General features: G+C 67.0%; 15 protein-coding genes. All 15 read right to left on the reverse strand.

Features of this window, described 5'->3' with window-relative positions; all coding sequences use genetic code 11:
- Positions 1-4 precede the first annotated feature (4 nt).
- The 15 genes from tpiA to R5O87_RS02655 all read right to left on the reverse strand — a co-directional run bounded on the left by tpiA (position 5) and on the right by R5O87_RS02655 (position 18978).
- Positions 5-820, reverse strand: a complete 816-nt coding sequence (gene tpiA / locus R5O87_RS02585; RefSeq protein WP_410555462.1) for a triose-phosphate isomerase — start codon at positions 818-820, stop codon at positions 5-7.
- A gap of 114 nt (positions 821-934) precedes the next feature.
- Positions 935-2161: a phosphoglycerate kinase gene (locus R5O87_RS02590; protein ID WP_410555463.1), complete on the reverse strand. Its 1227-nt coding sequence runs from the start codon at positions 2159-2161 to the stop codon at positions 935-937.
- A gap of 10 nt (positions 2162-2171) precedes the next feature.
- Positions 2172-3182: a type I glyceraldehyde-3-phosphate dehydrogenase gene (gene gap, locus R5O87_RS02595; RefSeq protein ID WP_003805562.1), complete on the reverse strand. Its 1011-nt coding sequence runs from the start codon at positions 3180-3182 to the stop codon at positions 2172-2174.
- A gap of 260 nt (positions 3183-3442) precedes the next feature.
- Positions 3443-4066: a superoxide dismutase gene (locus tag R5O87_RS02600; RefSeq protein WP_003805561.1), complete on the reverse strand. Its 624-nt coding sequence runs from the start codon at positions 4064-4066 to the stop codon at positions 3443-3445.
- 133 nt (positions 4067-4199) lie between these two features.
- Positions 4200-5180 carry a DNA-binding protein WhiA gene (whiA, locus tag R5O87_RS02605; protein ID WP_003805560.1) on the reverse strand — a complete coding sequence of 327 codons (981 nt, stop codon included), beginning with the start codon at positions 5178-5180 and terminating at the stop codon, positions 4200-4202.
- Between the two features lie 10 nt (positions 5181-5190).
- Positions 5191-6204 carry a gluconeogenesis factor YvcK family protein gene (locus tag R5O87_RS02610; protein WP_377996036.1) on the reverse strand — a complete coding sequence of 338 codons (1014 nt, stop codon included), beginning with the start codon at positions 6202-6204 and terminating at the stop codon, positions 5191-5193.
- Complete coding sequence (gene rapZ, locus R5O87_RS02615) at positions 6204-7127, reverse strand: RNase adapter RapZ (protein ID WP_410555464.1); 924 nt, start codon at positions 7125-7127, stop codon at positions 6204-6206. Before rapZ ends, R5O87_RS02610 begins: the two co-directional genes overlap by 1 nt.
- Before the next feature lie 121 nt (positions 7128-7248).
- Entirely contained in the window at positions 7249-9309 is a 2061-nt protein-coding gene (gene uvrC / locus R5O87_RS02620; protein WP_410555465.1) for an excinuclease ABC subunit UvrC, read from the reverse strand.
- Between the two features lie 105 nt (positions 9310-9414).
- Positions 9415-10083: a lysophospholipid acyltransferase family protein gene (locus R5O87_RS02625; protein WP_410555466.1), complete on the reverse strand. Its 669-nt coding sequence runs from the start codon at positions 10081-10083 to the stop codon at positions 9415-9417.
- Complete coding sequence (locus R5O87_RS02630; RefSeq protein WP_410555467.1) at positions 10070-10786, reverse strand: HAD hydrolase-like protein; 717 nt, start codon at positions 10784-10786, stop codon at positions 10070-10072. The genes R5O87_RS02625 and R5O87_RS02630 overlap by 14 nt, the downstream gene beginning before the upstream one ends.
- A 228-nt stretch (positions 10787-11014) precedes the next feature.
- Complete coding sequence (gene uvrA, locus R5O87_RS02635; protein WP_410555468.1) at positions 11015-13939, reverse strand: excinuclease ABC subunit UvrA; 2925 nt, start codon at positions 13937-13939, stop codon at positions 11015-11017.
- Between the two features lie 60 nt (positions 13940-13999).
- Positions 14000-14380 carry a GntR family transcriptional regulator gene (locus tag R5O87_RS02640; RefSeq protein ID WP_410555469.1) on the reverse strand — a complete coding sequence of 127 codons (381 nt, stop codon included), beginning with the start codon at positions 14378-14380 and terminating at the stop codon, positions 14000-14002.
- Complete coding sequence (locus R5O87_RS02645; protein ID WP_410555470.1) at positions 14377-16236, reverse strand: ABC transporter ATP-binding protein; 1860 nt, start codon at positions 16234-16236, stop codon at positions 14377-14379. The genes R5O87_RS02640 and R5O87_RS02645 overlap by 4 nt, the downstream gene beginning before the upstream one ends.
- 13 nt (positions 16237-16249) lie before the next feature.
- The gene (locus R5O87_RS02650; protein WP_410555471.1) at positions 16250-18076 is read right to left on the reverse strand and encodes an ABC transporter ATP-binding protein; all 1827 of its coding nucleotides are present in this window, start codon (positions 18074-18076) and stop codon (positions 16250-16252) included.
- 128 nt (positions 18077-18204) lie between these two features.
- A complete protein-coding gene (locus R5O87_RS02655) occupies positions 18205-18978 on the reverse strand; it encodes a trans-aconitate 2-methyltransferase (RefSeq protein WP_410555472.1) in 774 nt (257 codons plus the stop codon).
- Positions 18979-18986 lie beyond the last annotated feature (8 nt).

An 18986-nucleotide genomic window follows, 5' to 3' on the forward strand; every position in this document is an offset into this window, starting at 1 on the left:
AGGACTAGCCCGTTACGAGGTGGCTCTCGAACTTGACAATATTAGCAAACTCAGCGGGATCAAGGCTGGCGCCGCCCACCAGCACGCCGTCGACGTCGCGCTCGTTGAGGATGGCGGCAGCGTTGCTGGCCTTGACCGAACCGCCGTACAGGAGGCGGGCCTTGGCAGCCACGTCGGCGTCGAACAGTTCGGTAAGTTCGGCGCGGATCGCGGCGCACATTTCCTGGGCGTCCTCCGGACCCGCAACCTCACCCGTGCCGATGGCCCAGACGGGCTCATAGGCGACGACGAGCTGGGCCGCCTGCTCGGCGGTGAGGCCCTCGACGTCGGCGCGGAGCTGGTCCAGCGTGTGCTGGACGTGGGTGCCGGCCTGGCGGATCTCCAGGCCTTCGCCGACGCACAGGACGGGGATGATGTTGTGGCGGTAGGCCGCCTTGACCTTGGCATTCAGGACTTCGTCCGACTCGGCGTGGACGGTGCGGCGTTCGCTGTGGCCCACCAGGACGTACTTGCAGCCAAGCTTGTTCAGGAACTGGCCGGAGATGTCCCCGGTGTAGGCACCGGAGTCGAACTGGGACAGGTCCTGGCCGCCGTAGGCGATGTCCAGTTCGTCGCCCTGGACGAGGGTCTGCACGCCGCGGAGGTCGGTGAAGGGCGGGAAGACAGCGGCTTCCACGCGGCTGTAGTCGTGCTTGGCGTCGGACAGGGTCCAGGCCAGCTTCTGCAGGAGGGTGATGCCCTGGACGTGGTCCATGTTCATCTTCCAGTTGCCTGCGATCAAAGGCGTGCGGTCAAAGGTGCCGTTGGTTGACGTAGTCACGTGTTCTCCAATAGTGCCGGTCAATCTGCTGATCATGTGAACAGCCGGCAGGGCGCCTCCGCGTACTTTTAAGTGAAGCACGGTGCGAAGGGTGCCCTGCCGGCTGGTGTCTCTTTAGCGGTCCAGAACGCTCAGGCCGGGAAGTTCCTTGCCTTCAAGGTATTCCAGGCTGGCGCCGCCGCCGGTGGAAATATGGCCGAACTGGTCGTCGGCGAAGCCGAGCGTGCGCACGGCGGCCGCGGAGTCGCCGCCGCCGACGACGGTGAACGCGTCCGTCTCCGTCAGCGCCTGGGCGATGGCCCGGGTGCCTGCGGAGAACGCCTCGAACTCGAAGACGCCCATGGGGCCGTTCCAGAACACCGTCTTGGCGCCCTTGATCTGCTCGGCGAACGCCCGGGCGGACTCAGGTCCGATGTCCAGGCCGATGCCCTGCGCCCCGAAGCTGCTGCCTTCGATGGCATCGGCGCTAACCGTCTCGTGGTCGGCGTCGGCCGCGAACTTGGCTGCCACCACGACGTCCGTGGGGATCACGAACTCCGTGCCGGCGTCGGCTGCACGCTTGAGGTAATCCTGGACGACCGGGATCTGGTCCTCTTCCAGCAGGCTGCCGGCCACCTTGTGGCCTGCGGCTGCCAGGAACGTGAACAGCATGCCGCCGCCCACCAGGATGGTGTCAGCCTTGCCGAGCAGGTTGTCGATGACCGCGAGCTTGTCCGAAACCTTCGAGCCGCCCAGCACCACAACGTAGGGACGCTGGGTGTCTGCGGTGAGCTTGCGGAGGACCTCCACCTCCGTGCCCACAAGGTCGCCCAGGTACGACGGCAGCCGGGTGGCGACGTCGTAAACGCTGGCGTGCTTGCGGTGCACGGCGCCGAAGGCGTCGTTCACGAAGGCGCCGTTTTCGCCGGTGAGGCCCACCAGCTCGTCGGCGAACGCGCCGCGCTCGGACTCGTCCTTGCTGGTCTCGCGTGCGTCGAACCGCACGTTCTCGAGGACCAGGACCTGGCCGTCCTGCAGCGCAGCGGCCTTCTCCTTGGCCGAGGGTCCCACCGTGTCCTCCGCGAGGGAGACAGGGAAGGAAGCCAGCTCGGCCAGGCGGGCAACCGCCGGCTTGAGCGAGTACTTGTCTTCAGGGGCGCCCTTGGGGCGGCCAAGGTGGGCTGTTACCAGCACGCGGGCACCGGCGTCCGTGAGCTTTCCCAGCACTGGCAGTGAGGCCCGGATGCGGCCGTCGTCAGTCACTGTAGAGCCGTCGAGCGGCACATTCAGGTCACTTCGAACCAGAATGTACCGCCCGCGGACACCTTCAGCGATCAGTTCGTTGAGGGTGTGAGATGTCATGTAGCTAACCCTAGCCCAGCTTTGCCGCAACAAGCTCCGTGAGGTCCACGAGGCGGTTGGAGTAGCCCCATTCGTTGTCATACCAGGAAACAACCTTGACCTGGTTGCCAATGACCTTGGTCAAACCGGAGTCAAAGATGGACGATGCGGGGTCGCCGACGATGTCCGAGGAGACGATCGGGGCGTCGGTGTAGGTCAGGATGCCCTGCCACTCATCGGACTCTGCAGCCTTCTTGAGCGTGGCGTTGACTTCCTCGACGGTGGTCTCGCGGGAGACCGTGACGGTGAGGTCGGTGGCGGAGCCGGTGGGGACCGGTACGCGGATGGCGTAACCGTCCAGCTTGCCCTTGAGCTCCGGCAGGACCAGGCCGATGGCCTTGGCCGCACCCGTGGAGGTGGGGACCATGTTGATGGCGGCGGCGCGGGCACGGCGGAGGTCGTTGTGCGGGCCGTCCTGCAGGTTCTGGTCTGCGGTGTAGGCGTGCACGGTGGTCATCAGGCCACGCTCGATGCCGAAGGCGTCGTTAACAACCTTGGCCAGCGGGCCGAGGCAGTTGGTGGTGCAGGAAGCGTTGGAGATGATGTGGTGGTTCTCGGGGTCGTACAGGCCGTCGTTGACGCCCATCACGATGGTGATGTCCTCGTCGGAGGCGGGGGCGGAGATCAGGACCTTCTTGGCGCCGGCCTCGATGTGCTTCTTGGCGGCAGCTGCCTTGGTGAAGAAACCGGTGGATTCGATGACGATGTCAACGCCCAGGTCCTTCCAGGGGAGGTTTGCGGGATCGCGCTCGGCCAGGACCTTGATGGCGTTGCCGTTGACGACGAGGTTGCCTTCCTTAACCTCAATGGTTTCGGCCAGGCGTCCGCCCACGGAATCGTACTTGAGCAGGTGGGCCAGCGCCTCGGGGCTGGTGAGGTCGTTGACGGCTACGATCTCAAGATCCGCGCCCTGGGCAAGCGCTGCGCGGAAGTAGTTGCGGCCGATGCGGCCGAAGCCGTTGATACCAATACGGGTCGTCACTTTTGTCTCCTTTGTGCCTTGGAAGCACAACTAGTAAGCGGGCGTTCAAGCCAACTAACAGATCCCGCACGCCATTGGGCAGAGATATTTTTCAGATAGGAGGGCGACCAGCCTCATTGCTGAAGGCTAACCGCCTTCCGTGATCCATCTTACGTTTAAGTAGGTCTGCCCCCGCAAGTGCGGGGGCAGACCGTCCAGAATTCGGCCCTAAAGTCGCCGAATGTGAAGTTTGTTACTGCATTGTGTACGCCAAATCACACTTAGAGGGTGATGAGGCCCGTCGCGTTGGCGCGCGCCGCGGCGAAGCGGGCGGACACGTCAGCCCAGTTCACGATGTTCCAGAACGCCTTGACGTAGTCGGCCTTGACGTTGACGTAGTCCAGGTAGAAGGCGTGCTCCCACATGTCCAGCATCAGCAGCGGGGTGGTGCCCAGCGCGACGTTGCCCTGCTGGTCGTAGAGCTGCTCGATGACGAGGTTGCCACCGATGGGCTCGTAGGCCAGGAAGCCCCAGCCCGAACCCTGCAGGCCGAGGGCGGCTGCGGAGAACTGGGCACGGAAGGCGTCGAACGAACCGAAGGCATCGTCGATGGCTGCGGCCAGCTCACCTTCGGGCTTGTCGCCTCCGTCCGGGGAAAGGTTGTTCCAGAACACGGAGTGGTTGATGTGGCCACCAGTGTGGAAGGCCAGGTCCTTGGAAAGGCGGTTGATGTTGGCGAAGTCGCCCTTTTCGCGCGCCTCTGCCAGCTGGGCCAGAGCGTTGTTGGCGCCCGTCACGTACGCGGCGTGGTGCTTGCTGTGGTGCAGCTCCATGATACGTGCAGAGATGTGGGGCTCGAGGGCTGCGTAGTCGTAGCTGAGTTCGGGCAGAACGTACTCGGTCACAAAATCCTCCAATGTCGTGGACAGTTTGTCCGGTTGTGCTAACTCTCGGATTGTGCATCCCGGACGACGGGTCGTCCGGAAAACTGCGGTGGCGGCAACAGCCGCCACCTGGTCTTGATTCTATGGGCGCCGTTTACTCGTCCAGCATTTCCGGCGTCACATTGGCATCCGTGCCCGGGATGCCAAGGTCCGATGCCCGTTTGTCCGCCATGGCCAGCAGCCTGCGGATGCGCCCGGCGATGGCGTCCTTCGTCATGGGCGGATCGGCGAGCCGGCCAAGTTCGTCGAGGCTGGCCTGCTTGTGGGCCACCCGGAGTTCTCCGGCGTACTTGAGGTGGTCCGGGACGTCGTCGCCAAGGATTTCCAGGGCCCGGTCCACCCGGGCACCGGCGGCCACGGCGGCCTGCGCGGAGCGGCGGAGGTTGGCGTCGTCAAAGTTGGCGAGCCGGTTCGCCGTCGCCCGCACTTCCTTGCGCATGCGCCGTTCCTCCCAGACCATGAGGGCGTCGTGGGCGCCCATCCGGGTGAGCAGCGCGGCGATGGTATCGCCGTCGCGGATCACCACGCGGTCCACTCCCCTGACCTCCCGGGCCTTGGCCTGGATCCCGAGCCGGCGCGCCGCGCCGACCAGCGCCAGGGCGGATTCCGGACCGGGGCAGGTCACCTCCATGGACGAGGACCGGCCGGGTTCGGTGAGCGAGCCGTGCGCCAGGAAGGCCCCGCGCCACACGGCTTCGGCGTCGGCGGCCGAGCCGTTGACGACGACGGACGGCAGCCCGCGCACGGGCCGTCCCCGGCCGTCAAGGAGGCCGGTCTGCCGGGCCAGCGCCTCGCCGTCGCGGACGACGCGGACGACGTACCGGCTGCCGCGACGCAGGCCGCTGCCGGAGACGACGATGATCTCGCTCTGGTGGCCGTAGACCTCGGCGATTGCGGCGCGCAGGCGCCGGGCGGTGGAGGCGAGATCCACCTCGGCCTCGATGACAATCCGGCCCGAGATGATGTGCAGTCCTCCGGCGAAGCGGAGCATGGCCGAGACCTCAGCCTTGCGGACTGATGATTTCTTGATGTCCAGGCGGGAGAGTTCTTCCTTGACTGATGCTGTCAGTGCCATGGCACCTTTCCTAACTGTTCCCGAAAATATCCTGGTAGGCCGTGGCCAGCCGCAAGGGGTCGTGGACCGGTCGCCGGCCCGAAGCCCCTACTCTACCCAAGACAACCTCGGCGCCGATCATCCCCGCTGCCCGCTCAAACTCGGCCAGGTCCGAAACCGAAGCCGGGTCCGCGAGCACCACGTCGGCGCTGAACTCCGGGGCGTAGTCGCGCAGGACGTGAAGGTGGTCGGCGGCGGACATGCCGGACGTTTCCTTGGTGTCCATGGCGAGGTTCATGGTGAGGCAGCGCTTGGCCGGCGTATCGCACAGCGCCTGGCGCATTTCCGGCAGCAGCAGGTGCGGGAGCACGGACGTGTACCAGGAGCCAGGACCAAGCACCACCCAGTCGGCAAGCTCGACGGCGGTCAGCGCCTCAACGCAGGCCGGAGCCTGCTCGGGCAGCAACCGGACACTCTCAAGCGAGCCCGCCACCGCGCAGCGCGCCTGGCCCGTGATGGTGGTGACCGTGCTGCTGCCGTCCGGGGCCGTCACGCGGACGTCGCCCTCGATGGTGAGCGGAACGGTGGACATGGGGAGCACCTGTCCGCGGGCGCCGAGCAGGGCGCCGGCCCATTTCAGGCCGGCCACGGCGTCCCCGAGCAGTTCCCAGAGGGTGACGATCAGCAGGTTGCCCATGGCGTGTTCGTCCAGCGAGGCGCCGCCCCGGGCGGACCGGAAGCGGTGCTGCATGACGTCCCGCCAGGTGCGGCCCCAGTCGGTGTCATCGCACAGGGCGGACAGCGCCATCCGGAGGTCACCGGGCGGGAGGACGCCGTACTCCTCACGGAGACGGCCGGAGGACCCGCCGTCGTCCGCCACGGTGACCACCGCCGTCAGTTCGGACGTCAGCAGGCGCAGCGCCGAGAGGGAGGCCGAAAGGCCGTGGCCGCCGCCGAGCGCGACGACGGTGGGACCCTTGGCCTGTTGGGAACCGGTCAGGCCGGCCGGCGGAATCAGGGGCAGCGGGCCGGTAAGAACACCCATTACTCGCGGCCCAGGTCCCGGTGCGTCGTGGTCACGGTAACCCGCGGATATTGCGCGAGCCGTTTGGAGAGCTCCATGGCGACCGCAACCGAGCGGTGCTTGCCGCCCGTGCAGCCGACGGCGATGGTGGCGTAGTGCTTGTTCTCCCGGCGGTAGCCCTCCAGGACGGGCTCCAGGGCAAGGACATAGCGCTCCACGAAGTTCGGCACGCCCTCGGCTCCGAGGACGTACTCGCTGACGTCCTGGTCCAGGCCGGTGTGCGGCCGCAGCGCGGGCACCCAGTGCGGGTTCGGGATGAACCTGACGTCGGCCACGTAGTTGGCGTCCACGGGCAGGCCGTACTTGAAGCCGAAGCTCATGATGTTCAGGCGGATCGCGATGGGGCCCGTCTCGGTGAACAGTTCGGTGATCGCGGTGGCGAGGCCGTGCACGTTCAGGGACGTGGTGTCCAGGACGAGGTCGGACGAGTCGCGCAGCTCCTTGAGGAGTTCACGCTCAGCGGCGATGCCGTCCAGGATCCTGCCGCCGCCCTGCAGCGGGTGCGGGCGCCGGCCCTGTTCGAAGCGGCGGACCAGGACGTCGTCGCTCGCGTCAAGGAAGAGCACCCGGAACGTGACACCGCTGGCTTCGAGCGCCCGCAGTGCTGCCCGGATATCGGCGAACAGCGCCTTGCTGCGGACGTCCATCACCACGGCAAGCTTGGGGATGGACTGCGGGGCGTGGGAGACGAGTTCGGCGAGCGTCCCCAGCATCTGCGGCGGCAGGTTCTCGACGACGTACCAGCCGTGGTCCTCCAGCGCATCGGAGGCGGTGCTGCGGCCTGCGCCGGACATTCCGGTCACGATAAGCAGTTCCGCTTCGGCGGGCTTGACCGGTGTCAGGCCGTCCTCTTCCGTGCTGGACTCCGCCGTCGACTCTGCCATTGATTCCAGCCTCATTCCTGCTGTTGCTTCCCGCGCGCCGTTGCGCGCGGGAGCTGTCTGCTCGTGTTTGCGGCGCACGCCGATTTCCCGTACTTACCCTAACCAAGTTTCGGGGCGCGGACTAAGTTTCCAGCACTTCGCCCGTGGTCATGTTGATCGCGGGAACTGTGTCGCCCGAATCGCCGCCGGCTCCGCCGGGACTGAAGTGCGTGACGATGGCCGCGGCCAGCGCCGGGCCGACCCCCTTGGCAGCGGTGAGTTCCTCTGCCGTCGCCGCCTTGATCTTCTTGACGGAACCGAAGTGGGCGATCAGGGCCTTCCTCTTGGATTCGCCCAGGCCGGGAACGCCGTCGAGCGCCGAGACGGTCATCGCCTTGCCGCGCTTTTGCCGGTGGAACGAGATGGCGAACCGGTGGGCCTCGTCGCGGATGCGCTGGAGCATGTAGAGGCCCTGTGAGGAGCGGGGCAGGATGACCGGGAAGTCGCTGTCCGGCAGCCAGACCTCCTCGAGGCGCTTGGCGAGCCCCACCACGTAGACGTCGTCGATGCCCAGCGATTCGAGGGCCCGGGCGGCCGCATTGACCTGGGGCTTGCCGCCGTCGACCACCACGAGGTTGGGCGGGTAGGCGAACTTTGCGCGCGGTGCGGGCGTGGTGGTGTCGGAAAGCGCGGCATCCAGGGCGGCAGCCGCCGCCTTGTTGGTCCCGATGTCGCCGGTGGTTCCGATGGCGCCGGCAGCTGCCGGCGCCGCGACGAGTTCGGCGGCCTCGACCTGCGCCGTCTTGTCCACGAGGTAGTGCCGGAAGCGCCGGGTCAGGACGTCGTGCATCGCCGCTGTGTCGTCCGTGGCCGCCGCGCCGGTGATGGAGAACTTCCGGTAGTCCGACTTCTTCGGCAGCCCGTCCTCCACCACCACCATGGAGGCCACCACGTTGGTGCCCTGCACGTGGGAGACGTCGTAGCATTCGATGCGCAGCAGCGGGACGGGGAGTTCCAGAGCTTCCTGCAGTTCCTGCAGCGCCTGCGACCGGACGGTCAGGTCGCCGGCCCGGCGGGTCTTGTGCAGCCGGAGTGCGTGCTCGGCGTTCTCGCGGACCGTGGACATGAGGGCGGCCTTGTCGCCGCGCTGCGGAACGCGGATGTCCACCTTGGCTCCGCGGATGCCGGCCAGCCAGACGGCCAGGTCCTGCGCGTTGCTCGGCTCGACCGGCACCAGGACCTCGCGGGGAAGCCTGCCCTGGATCTCGGCGTCCTCGCCGTAGACCTGCTGGAGCAGGTGTTCGACGAGGTCGGGGGTGGTGAAGTCTTCCACCTTCTCGACCACCCAGCCGCGCTGGCCGCGGACCCGCCCGCCCCGGACGTGGAACACCTGGACGGCGGCTTCGAGCTCGTCCTCATGCAGGGCGAAAACGTCGGCGTCGGTGTCCTCGGCGAGCACCACGGCGTTCCGCTCGAAGACCTTCCGGAGGGCAATGATGTCGTCACGCAGCCGGGCGGCGCGCTCGTAGTCAAGGACGGCAACGGCGGTCCCCATCTCCTTTTCGAGCCGCGAGATGAAGCGCTTGGCCTCGCCTCCCATGAAGGCGCAGAAGTCCTCGGCCAGGGCGCGGTGTTCCTCGGGTGTTACCCGGCCGACGCAGGGCGCCGAGCATTTGTCGATGTAGCCGAGCAGGCAGGGCCGGCCGCTGGCCTGGGCACGCTTCAGCACGCCGGCACTGCAGCTCCGCACGGGGAAGACCCGCAGCAGGGTGTCCATGGTCTCCCGGATGGCACCGGCAGTGTAGGGACCGAAGTACCGGGTGCCCTTGCGCCGTTCGCCTCGCATGACCTGCACGCGCGGCAGCTTCTCGCCCATGGTGACGGCGAGGTACGGATAGGTTTTGTCGTCCCGGAAAACCACGTTGAACCGCGGCTTGAATTCCTTGATCCAGGTGTATTCCAGCTGGAGGGATTCCAGCTCGCTGCCCACCACGGTCCACTCGACGCTGCTGGCCGCGTACACCATGGCGTGGGTCTTTGGCAGGAGCCCTGCCGGGTTCGCGAAGTACGAGTTCAGCCGCGACCGGAGGTTCTTGGCCTTGCCGACGTAGATAACCCGCCCATGTGGATCCCTGAACCTGTAAACACCCGGATTGGTCGGAATCTCACCCGTCTGGGGTCTATAACTCGATGGATCTGCCACGTTTCCAGTCTACTGAGCTGAGGGGCTGCGGATTGCCGCCGGGCTTCCTGGGCGACCGGCCGGGCCAACTTGAGGGACTCTCCGGCTGCCTCGAAGGCAGCAGGCCTACTCGATGACCTTGCTCTGGTTGTAGCTGGTGGAGCGCTGCTGGCCGCTGAGCTCGGCGATGGCGTCCATGATCTTGTCGGTCACCTGGCGCCGCGCGGGAAGCGAATGGTCCGGGCCGGTCTTGTCGAAGTAGAGCGGCTCCCCGACCTTCATGGTGAAGTGCTGGGGCTTGACGGCGTTGCGGCCCGCGGGCTGCAGCTTCTGCGTGCCGATCAGTCCCACCGGAATCACCGGCGCGCCGGTGGTGAGGGCAAGCCAGCCTACGCCGGTCCGGCCGCGGTACAGGATTCCGTCGCGCGACCGGGTGCCCTCGGGGTAGATGCCGATGCCCCTGCCGTCCTCGAGGATGTCCAGCAGCGTCTTGAGGGCCTGCACGCTCGCGGCCTGTTCGCCTCGCTCCACCGGAATGGACCCGACGGCGGTGAAGAAGGACTTCATCACGCGGCCCTTGAAGCCCTTGGTGGTGAAGTATTCCGCCTTGGCGAAGAATGCGACCGGACGGGGCATGAGCGCCTGGACAATCACGCTGTCCAGAAACGAGAGGTGGTTGGGCGCCACAATGAACGGTCCGTTCTTGGGCACATTCTCCAGCCCGATGACGGTTGGCCGGCAGCTGCCGGAGATGAGGGTCCGCGTGGTCCAGCGGACGCCGTCAAACAGCTCCATCGTTGCGCACCTCGCTCAGGGCTGCGGAACGGACGCTTTCCAGCTCCTCCACTTTGTTCCGCAGGCCGTCGGCGTCGTCCACCACGGCCACGGCCCCGGCCGCTTCCAGTTCGCCGTCGGGCGCAAAGCCCCAGCTGACGCCGATGCAGTCGAGTCCGTTGGCGAGTGCACCGGCCACATCCTGGGCACGGTCACCCACCATCATGGCGTGCTGGGTGCCGAGGGCCGTCATGGCCGCCGCGATGATGCCGGCCTTGCCGACCGGACCGGAGGCAGCGGCGGTCTCGTCTGCCGCGGACCCCTTGATGGTGAGGAACTGGCGGGCGATCTTGTGGTGCTCAAGCACAATGTGGGCAAGGGCTTCCGGCTTCTGCGTCGCGACGGCCACGGGCCGGCCGGCCTCCACATACTCGTCCAGCAGCTCGACGATGCCCGGGTACAGCCGGCTCTGGGAAATGCCGACGTCGAGGTAATGCATCCGGTAGGTGCGGATGACCGCCTTCAGCATGGCCGGGGGCACGGCCGCAACATTCAGCAGGGAATCACTCAGCTTGGGCCCTACCATCGCATCGAGGAGGTCCTGGCTGGGGACGGGAAGGCCATGTTCCCGAAGGGCGGCGGCTATTCCGTCCGTTATTCCGCCAGCCGGATCGACAAGAGTGCCGTCCAGGTCGAAGATCACGGGCACAGTTGTTGAAGTCACCGGCTTAGTTTCTCACGATGGCACGCCTGCTCAAACTCGTATGCCCTCTGAGGAATACTTCCACCCCCAGGATGGAGTTTTTGTCCACGTATCGCGACTTCAGAGGTGTTTAGCGGCCATTATCTGGACAAAAACTCAAAGGACGGAGGACGACGGCGGGACTTAGGTACGACGGCGGCCCGCCAGTTGGTCTGGCGGGCCGCCGTGCGCTGGTCCTGGCGGGCGCAGCTAGGCGAGGATCTCCGCCAGGAACTTCGCCGTGTGGCTCTCCGAGGACTTGGAGACCTGCTCCGGGGTGCCCGTGGCGACGATCCGGCCGCCGCCGGAGCCGCCGTCGGGGCCGAGGTCCACGATCCAGTCGGCGCTCTTGATCACGTCTAGGTTGTGCTCGATGGTGATGACCGTGTTGCCCTTCTCCACGAGGCCCTGCAGCACCATGAGCAGCTTCCGGATGTCCTCGAAGTGCAGCCCGGTGGTGGGCTCGTCCAGGACGTAGACGCTGCGCCCGTTGGACCGCTTCTGCAGCTCGGCCGCGAGCTTGACGCGCTGGGCCTCGCCGCCGGACAGCGTGGTGGCGGGCTGGCCGAGCCGGACGTAACCGAGGCCGACGTCCACCAGCGTCTTGAGGTGGCGTGCAATCGGGGAGAAAGCGGCGAAGAACTCGGCGCCCTCCTCGATGGGCATGTTCAGCACGTCGGCGATGGTCTTGCCCTTGTAGTGCACCTCGAGGGTCTCGCGGTTGTACCGCGCACCGTGGCAGACCTCGCACGGCACGTAGACGTCAGGCAGGAAGTTCATCTCGATCTTCAGCGTGCCGTCACCGGAGCAGGCTTCGCAGCGGCCGCCCTTGACGTTGAAGGAGAACCGGCCGGGCAGGTAACCGCGGACCTTGGCCTCGGTGGTCTCGGCGAAGAGCTTCCGGATGTGGTCGAACACGCCCGTGTACGTGGCCGGGTTGGAGCGCGGGGTGCGGCCGATCGGGCTCTGGTCCACGTGCACCACCTTGTCCAGGTGCTCGAGGCCCTGGACGGTGCGGTGGCGGCCCGCCACCTGCTTGGCGCCGTTGAGCTTGTTGGCGAGCACCTTGTACAGAATCTCGTTGACCAGCGTGGACTTGCCCGAGCCGCTGACGCCGGTCACCGCGGTGAACAGCCCCAGCGGGAAGGCGGCATCCACGTTGACGAGGTTGTTCTCGCGGGCGCCTACCACCTTCAGCTCGCGCTTCTTGTCGTACTTGCGCCGCTTCTTCGGGACGTCGATGCTCTTCCGGCCGGAGAGGTAATCGCCCGTGAGGGATTTCGTGTTCTCCAGGAGTTCCTTGTAGGAACCCGAGTGGACCACCTGCCCGCCGTGCTCGCCGGCTCCCGGGCCGATGTCCACGATCCAGTCGGCCTCGTGGATGGTGTCCTCATCGTGTTCGACCACGATGAGGGTGTTGCCCAGGTCCCGGAGCCGGGTCAGGGTTTCAATCAGGCGACGGTTGTCGCGCTGGTGCAGGCCGATGGAAGGCTCGTCGAGGACATACAGGACGCCCACGAGCCCGGAACCGATCTGCGTGGCCAGCCTGATGCGCTGGGCCTCGCCGCCGGAAAGGGTGCCGGAGGGGCGCTCCAGGTTCAGGTACTCGAGGCCCACGTCCAGCAGGAAGGTCAGGCGGGCCTGGATTTCCTTGAGCACCTGATGGGCAATCTGAGCCTCACGGCCGGTCAGCACGAGGTTGTCCAGGAACGCTGCGCATTCGCGCATGGGCAGCCGTGCGACGTCGGCAATGGACTTGCCGTTGATGAGGACCGAGAGCGACGCCGGGTTCAGCCGCGCGCCGTCGCAGGCGGGGCAGGGGATCTGCCGCATGTATTCCTCATAGCGGTCCCGGGCGTAGTCGGACTCGGTTTCGGTGTGCTTCCGGTGCACGTACTGCACCACGCCTTCGAAGCCGGTGCTGTACTTGCGCTCCCGGCCGAACCGGTTGCGGTACTGCACCACAACCTTGTGGTCCTTGCCGTGCAGGACAGTCTGCCGGATGTCGGACGGAAGGTCCTGCCACGGCGTCGTCATGGAGAACCCAAGCTCCTTGGCGAGACCGCCGAGCAAACGGTTCCAGTACTCGGTGGTGGCGGTGCCGAGGGACCACGGCGCGATGGCCCCGTCCTCCAGTGCCAGCTCCGGGTTGGGAATGATCAGTTCCTCGTCGACCTCGAGCCGGGTGCCGATGCCGCTGCAGGCCGAGCAGGCACCGAACGGGTTGTTGAACGAGAAGGACCGGGGCTCAATCTCGTCGATGGCCAGCGGGTGCTCGTTGGGGCAGGCCAGGTTTTCCGAGAAGGCCCGCGTGCGGTGGGGGTCGTCAGCCTCGAGGTCGACGAAGTCAGCCAGGACCCGCCCCTCGGCGAGGCCGAGCGCCGTCTCGATCGAGTCGGTCAGCCGCTGCCGGATGCCTTCCTTGACCACGAGCCGGTCCACCACCACCTCGATAGTGTGCTTGAACTGCTTGCCCAGCTTGGGCGGATCGCTCAGCTGGATCAGGTCGCCGTCCACCCGGGCGCGGGAGTAGCCCTTGGCCGTCAGCTCCTTGAAGAGGTCGACGAATTCACCCTTGCGGCCGCGCACTACCGGCGCGAGGATCTGGAACCGGGTACCGTCCTCCAGCTCCAGCAGCTGGTCCACGATCTGCTGGGGTGTCTGCTTGATGACGGGCTCGCCGCAGACGGGACAGTGCGGACGGCCCACGCGCGCCCACAGCAGACGCATGTAGTCGTAGATCTCGGTGATGGTGCCCACGGTGGAGCGCGGGTTCTTGCTGGTGGACTTCTGGTCGATCGAGACGGCAGGCGACAGGCCCTCGATGAAGTCGACGTCGGGCTTGTCCACCTGGCCGAGGAACTGCCGGGCGTAGGCGGAGAGCGATTCGACGTAGCGGCGCTGGCCTTCGGCGAAGATGGTGTCGAAGGCGAGGGACGACTTTCCGGAGCCGGACAGGCCCGTGAAGACGATCATGGCGTCGCGCGGCAGGTCGAGATCGACGTTGCGGAGGTTGTGCTCACGGGCGCCCTTGACCACCAGCCGGGACAGGTCCGGACGCGCCGGTTTGGCGGGGCTCAGGGGGACGACGGCGGAGGGGGCGACAGCGGTTTCTTCAGCTACGGCTTTAGGCACCCACTAATGCTAGTCGAAAACTTCTTCGAATATCCACGCAGGTGTGCTACGACACTCCCGTTACTCGGCGTCGTAGGCGGCCGCCAGCAGGTGGACGGCCTGGGCGAAGGTTGCGCCCTGGGATTTGGCGGCTGCGGCATAATCGGCTGCGGCCTCGGACAAAGCCCCCCAGCGCTCGTCGCGGGCGCAGACCACGGTCCCGTTGCGGCCCTTGGTGGCAACGACGCCCGCGGCTTCGAGCTCCTTGTACGCCCGTGCCACCGTGTGGGGTGCGACGCCGAGGGTTCCGGCAAGGGCCCGCACCGCCGGCAGCCGTGTGCCCGGGGCAAGCTTTCCCTGGTCCGCCTGTTCGATCACGTGGAGCCGCAGCTGCTCAAAGAGGGCCACGGAGCTGCCGGTGTTCGGCTTCCACCGCCCCGGGAAGGTATCGCCGCCGGTCACAGGCCTGACTCCCGGTAGCGCTGCTGGCCGGCGGCGTGCCTGCCGTGGTGCCGGCGGATGGCGCTGAGTTCGCGGTCCACCCCGCGGAACTGGGCCTCATACAGGTGCCGGTAATGTCCGTCCACGGACAGCAGGCTGCTGTGCGTCCCCTGTTCAACAATGCGTCCGTGATCCATGACGAGAATTAGATCAGCGTCGCGCACCGTGGACAACCTGTGGGCGATGATGAAGCTCGTCTTGCCCTGCCTCAGCCGGTTCATCGCCAGCTTGATCTGCACCTCGGTCCGGGTGTCCACGGAGCTTGTTGCCTCGTCCAGGATGAGGACGCTGCGGTCGGCGAGCCGGGCGCGGGCGATGGTGATCAGTTGCCTTTGGCCCTGGCTCAGCGAATCGCCGTCGTCTCCGAGGACCGTTGCGTAGCCGGCGGGCAGCGACCGGACAAAGTGGTCCACGTGGCTGGCCTCGGCGGCGGCCAGGACCCGCTTATCATTTGCGCCCGGCCAGCCGTATTCGATGTTGTCCCGGATCGTGCCGCTGAACAGCCAGACGTCCTGCATGACCACGGCGAAGTTGGACCGCAGCGAGTCCACAGGAACCGTGGCAATGTCCGTGCCGTCGATGGTGATGCGCCCGGAATCAAGTTCATAGAAACGCATGAGGAGGTTCACCACGGTGGTCTTGCCGGCACCGGTGTGGCCCACGATGGCCACGGTCTGGCCCGGCAGGACGGAGAAGGACAGCCCTTTGACGGCCGGCGCCCCCGGCGTGTAGGCGAAGGTGACGTCCTCGAAGTCAATCCGGCCGCGCAGGTTTTCCTGACCGCCGGCGGCCTCTCCCTCACGGGGGATTTCCGGCTCGTCAAGCAGCTCGAACACCCGCTCCGCCGAGGCCGCGCAGGACTGCATCAGGGTGAGCATGCCGCCGATCTGCCCCATCGGCTGGGTGAACAGCCGGCTGAACTGGATGAACGCCTGGATGCCGCCGATCGTCATGGCCCCGGCCGCCACCTGCAGGGCGCCCACGACGGCCACCGCCACGTAGTTGATGTTGGCGACGAGGACCATCAGCGGCTGCACGGCTCCGGAAACGAACTGGGCCCGTGCGCTGGTGCGGGCCAGCCGGTCGTTGCCGCGGCCGAAGATGGCCGACGCCGTGTCCTGCTGCCCGAACGCCTTGATCACCTCGTGGCCGGTGATGAATTCCTCGATGTGGGCGTTCAGCTCCCCGGTTGAGGCCCACTGCGCGGCGAAATAGGTCTGGGCCTGCCGCGCCATGTACACCGTTATCAGCGTGGAGATGGGCACGGACACGAGCGCGATGGCCGCGAGCAGCGGCGAAATCCACAGCATCATCGCCAGTGAACCGCACAGCATCAGAACGGACATGATCAGCTGCGTGAGCAGCTGGTTAAGCGCCTGGGAGATGTTGTCGACGTCGTTGGTGGCCCGGCTGAGGACATCGCCCCGGGCCTGCTCGTGGAAATGCGACGACGGCAGCCGGTGCAGTTTGTCCTCGACGGCGGCGCGCAGGCCGAAGACCAGGCGCTGCACCGCCTGGGCGGTCAGTGCACCCTGGACCCAGTTGAAGACGGACGTGCCGACGTACATCAGCGAGACCACAACGAGGAGCATGGCAAGTTTCCCAGCGTCGAACGTGCCGTGCATGAATCCGTCGACGACGACGTCGGTGGCGTCTCCGAGGAGCTTGGGCGCGGCCACATTGAGGGCGGCGAAGCCGCAGGTTGCCGCGACGGCCAGGGCCATCCTGCCCTTGGACGGGCGCAGCAGCCCCAGGAGGCGTTTGGCCGCCGGAAGGAAACTGCTGGTGGTGCGCCTGGCTGCGTGGGTGCCACTCATGGCGGTCCGCCGCTCACGGCTGCTCATCCAGGGCCAGTTGGGACTCGGCGATCTCCCGGTAGGTGAGCGACGATGCCAGCAGTTCGGCGTGCGTACCCTGGGCCACCAGCCGGCCTTCCTCCAGCACCAGGATCCGGTCCGCGCCCATGATGCTGGGAATGCGTTCGGCCACCATCAGCACAGTGGCTGATTCCAGCACAGGCGCAAGTGCCTGCCGGACCGCGGCCTCGGTGGCGTAGTCCAGGGCGGAAAAGCTGTCGTCGAAGAGATACAGATCCGCGGCGCGGAGCATGGCCCGGGCGATGCAGAGGCGCTGCCGCTGCCCGCCCGAAAGTCCCGCGCCGCCCTGGGCGACTGCTGCCTGGAGGCCGTCCGGGAGCCTGCTGACGAAGTCCTCAGCCTGTGCCAGCCGCAGGGCCCGCCACAGTTCGTCGTCGGTGGCCTCCGGCGCGGCCATGCGCAGATTGCTGGCCAAGGTGCCCGAAAACAGGAACGAGTGCTGCGGTACCGAGGAAATCCGCTGCCGCAGCCGGTCAGCGGGCAGGGTGCGGATGTCGGCGCCGCCAAGCCGGACCTCACCGGAGGTGGCGTTCAGGAACCGCGGCAGGAGATTCAGCAGCGTGGTCTTGCCGCTGCCGGTGGCGCCGATAATGGCCGTGGTAGTGCCGGGGAGGGCGGAAAATGAGATGTCGGCCAGGACCGGTGACTCCGCCCCGGGGTAGGCGAACCAGACGTGGCTGAAGTCCACTCCCCCGCCGTTCGGTCCGGCAGCCGCAGCGGCGGGCCGGACTCCCGCCTGCGCGGCCGCAGCATGCCGCGCCCCCGTGGAGCCGGCGACAGCAGACCCAGCCGGCGCCGGGGCCACAGGCAGCGCCGGGGCTACAGGCGGTGCGGGGGTCACGTCCAGCACGTCCTGGATCCGCTCCGCGCAGACGGCCGCGCGCGGTGCGGTGCTGAACACGTACATGGCCATCATGATGGCCAGCAGGATCTGCAGGATGTAGGCGATGAAGGCTGTCAGGGCGCCCACATCCATGGCCCCGCTGCTGATCAGGTGCCCGCCGAACCACACCACGGCCACCGAGGAGAGGTTCACCACGATCATGATCATCGGCAGCATGCCGGCCACCAGGAGAGCCGACTGGAGGTTGTTCCGGGTCAGCCGCCTGTTGGCGTCCGCAAAACGGGCAACCTCGTGCTTCTGCCGGACGAAGCCGCGGATGACGTTGGCGCCGATGATCTGCTCGCGCAGGATCCGGGTGATCCCGTCGATGAGTCCCTGACCCTGCCGGTAGAGCGGGATGAGGCGCCGCACGATCAGGTACATGATGAGCACCAGCACCGGGACAATGACGATCACCACGGAGGACAGGACCGCGTTCTGCTCGACCGCCAGGATGATTCCGCCGATGCCCATGACCGGCGCCGCGGCGAGCATGGTGAAGACAAGGACGGCGAAGGTCTGGATCTGCTGGACGTCGTTGGTGGCCCTGGTGACGAGGCTGGGGGTGCCGAACGACCCTATCTCCTGGGACGACATTGCCTGGACCTGGGCGAACAGCTCCCGCCGCAGCCGGTGGCCGATCTTCATGGCGACGCCGGCGCCGAGGTAGCCGGCACCGAGGGCGGCGGCAGCCTGCACCGCGGTGATGATCAGCATCCAGCCGCCAAGCCCCAGGATCACCCCGGGCTGGTCGGCCAGGATCCCGTCATCGATGATGCTGGCATTCAGCGTGGGCAGCAGCAGGTTTCCGGCCGTCTGCACCACCTGCAGCACGATGATCGCCCAGACTGCGGACCGGTGCTCGCCGAGGAGGCGGAGCATTAAGCGAATCAGCACCGCGCCTCCTCTATTACCGGGCGTACGGGAGCCCTGGGCAGGCCCCCAATAGCCGCGTGGCCATTGTAAGCCAGATCACAAAGGACCGCGCGGGACATTGATTGCCCGCGCGGCGGGGAGCGGCAGCCCTAAAGCTTGCGGGCCACCGCGAAGATCCTGCGGAACGGGTACACCGTGCCGTGCGCTGTGGCCGGATAGGCCTCGGTCAGCCGGGCGCCGTATTCGGCCTCGAACCCGGCGGCGTCCTCCGCCGACAGGGCGGCCAGCACCGGCCGCAGACCGGCGCCTCGAACCCAGTCCAGCACTGGGTTTTCACCGGTGAGCACCTGCTGGTAGGTGGTTTCCCAGGCGTCTGCCGCGCACCCGGCGTCGAGCATGATCTCCAGGTACCGCGCGGGCGGGGCGACCGCCTCATCGTGGCGCAGCAGGCCGGCGAGCTTGCCGGCCCACCTGGGCGACTCGGCGACGTCGCGCATCAGGGTGTGGGATGCGGAAGTGAAGTTTCCTGGAACCTGGAGGGCGAACCAGGCGCCCGGCTTCAGCGCCGCCAGCCAGCCGGACAGCAGTTCGGCGTGCCCCGGGACCCACTGCAGCGCCGCGTTGGTCACCACCACATCGGTGTCCGCGGACGGCAGCCAGGAAGCGATGTCCCCTAGGCTGAACTCCAGCCCCGGCGCGGACTGCCGGTGCTGTTCAGCCGTAGCCAGCATCTCGGCGGAGGAATCCAGGCCCATCACCCGCGCCTCAGGCCAGCGGGCCGCGAGTGTGGCGGTCAGGTTGCCGGGGCCGCAGCCCAGGTCCACCACCTCCCGCGGGGCGTCGGCGAGGACGCGGCCGGTCAGGTCAAAGAACGGCCGCTGCCGGTAGTCCCCGAACTGGACGTATTTGGCGGGATCCCACACATGGCCTC

The organism is Arthrobacter globiformis (assembly GCF_046536215.2).
Taxonomy (GTDB): Bacteria; Actinomycetota; Actinomycetes; order Actinomycetales; family Micrococcaceae; genus Arthrobacter; species Arthrobacter globiformis_E.

Coding starts and splice junctions, on each gene's coding strand:
- R5O87_RS02590 (WP_410555463.1), bottom strand. CDS start 2,161: ATGACATCTCACACCCTCAACGAACTGATCGCTGAAGGTGTCCGCGGG.
- R5O87_RS02610 (WP_377996036.1), bottom strand. CDS start 6,204: ATGGGTGTTCTTACCGGCCCGCTGCCCCTGATTCCGCCGGCCGGCCTG.
- R5O87_RS02625 (WP_410555466.1), bottom strand. CDS start 10,083: ATGGAGCTGTTTGACGGCGTCCGCTGGACCACGCGGACCCTCATCTCC.
- rapZ (WP_410555464.1), bottom strand. CDS start 7,127: ATGGCAGAGTCGACGGCGGAGTCCAGCACGGAAGAGGACGGCCTGACA.
- whiA (WP_003805560.1), bottom strand. CDS start 5,180: ATGGCACTGACAGCATCAGTCAAGGAAGAACTCTCCCGCCTGGACATC.
- R5O87_RS02645 (WP_410555470.1), bottom strand. CDS start 16,236: ATGAGTGGCACCCACGCAGCCAGGCGCACCACCAGCAGTTTCCTTCCG.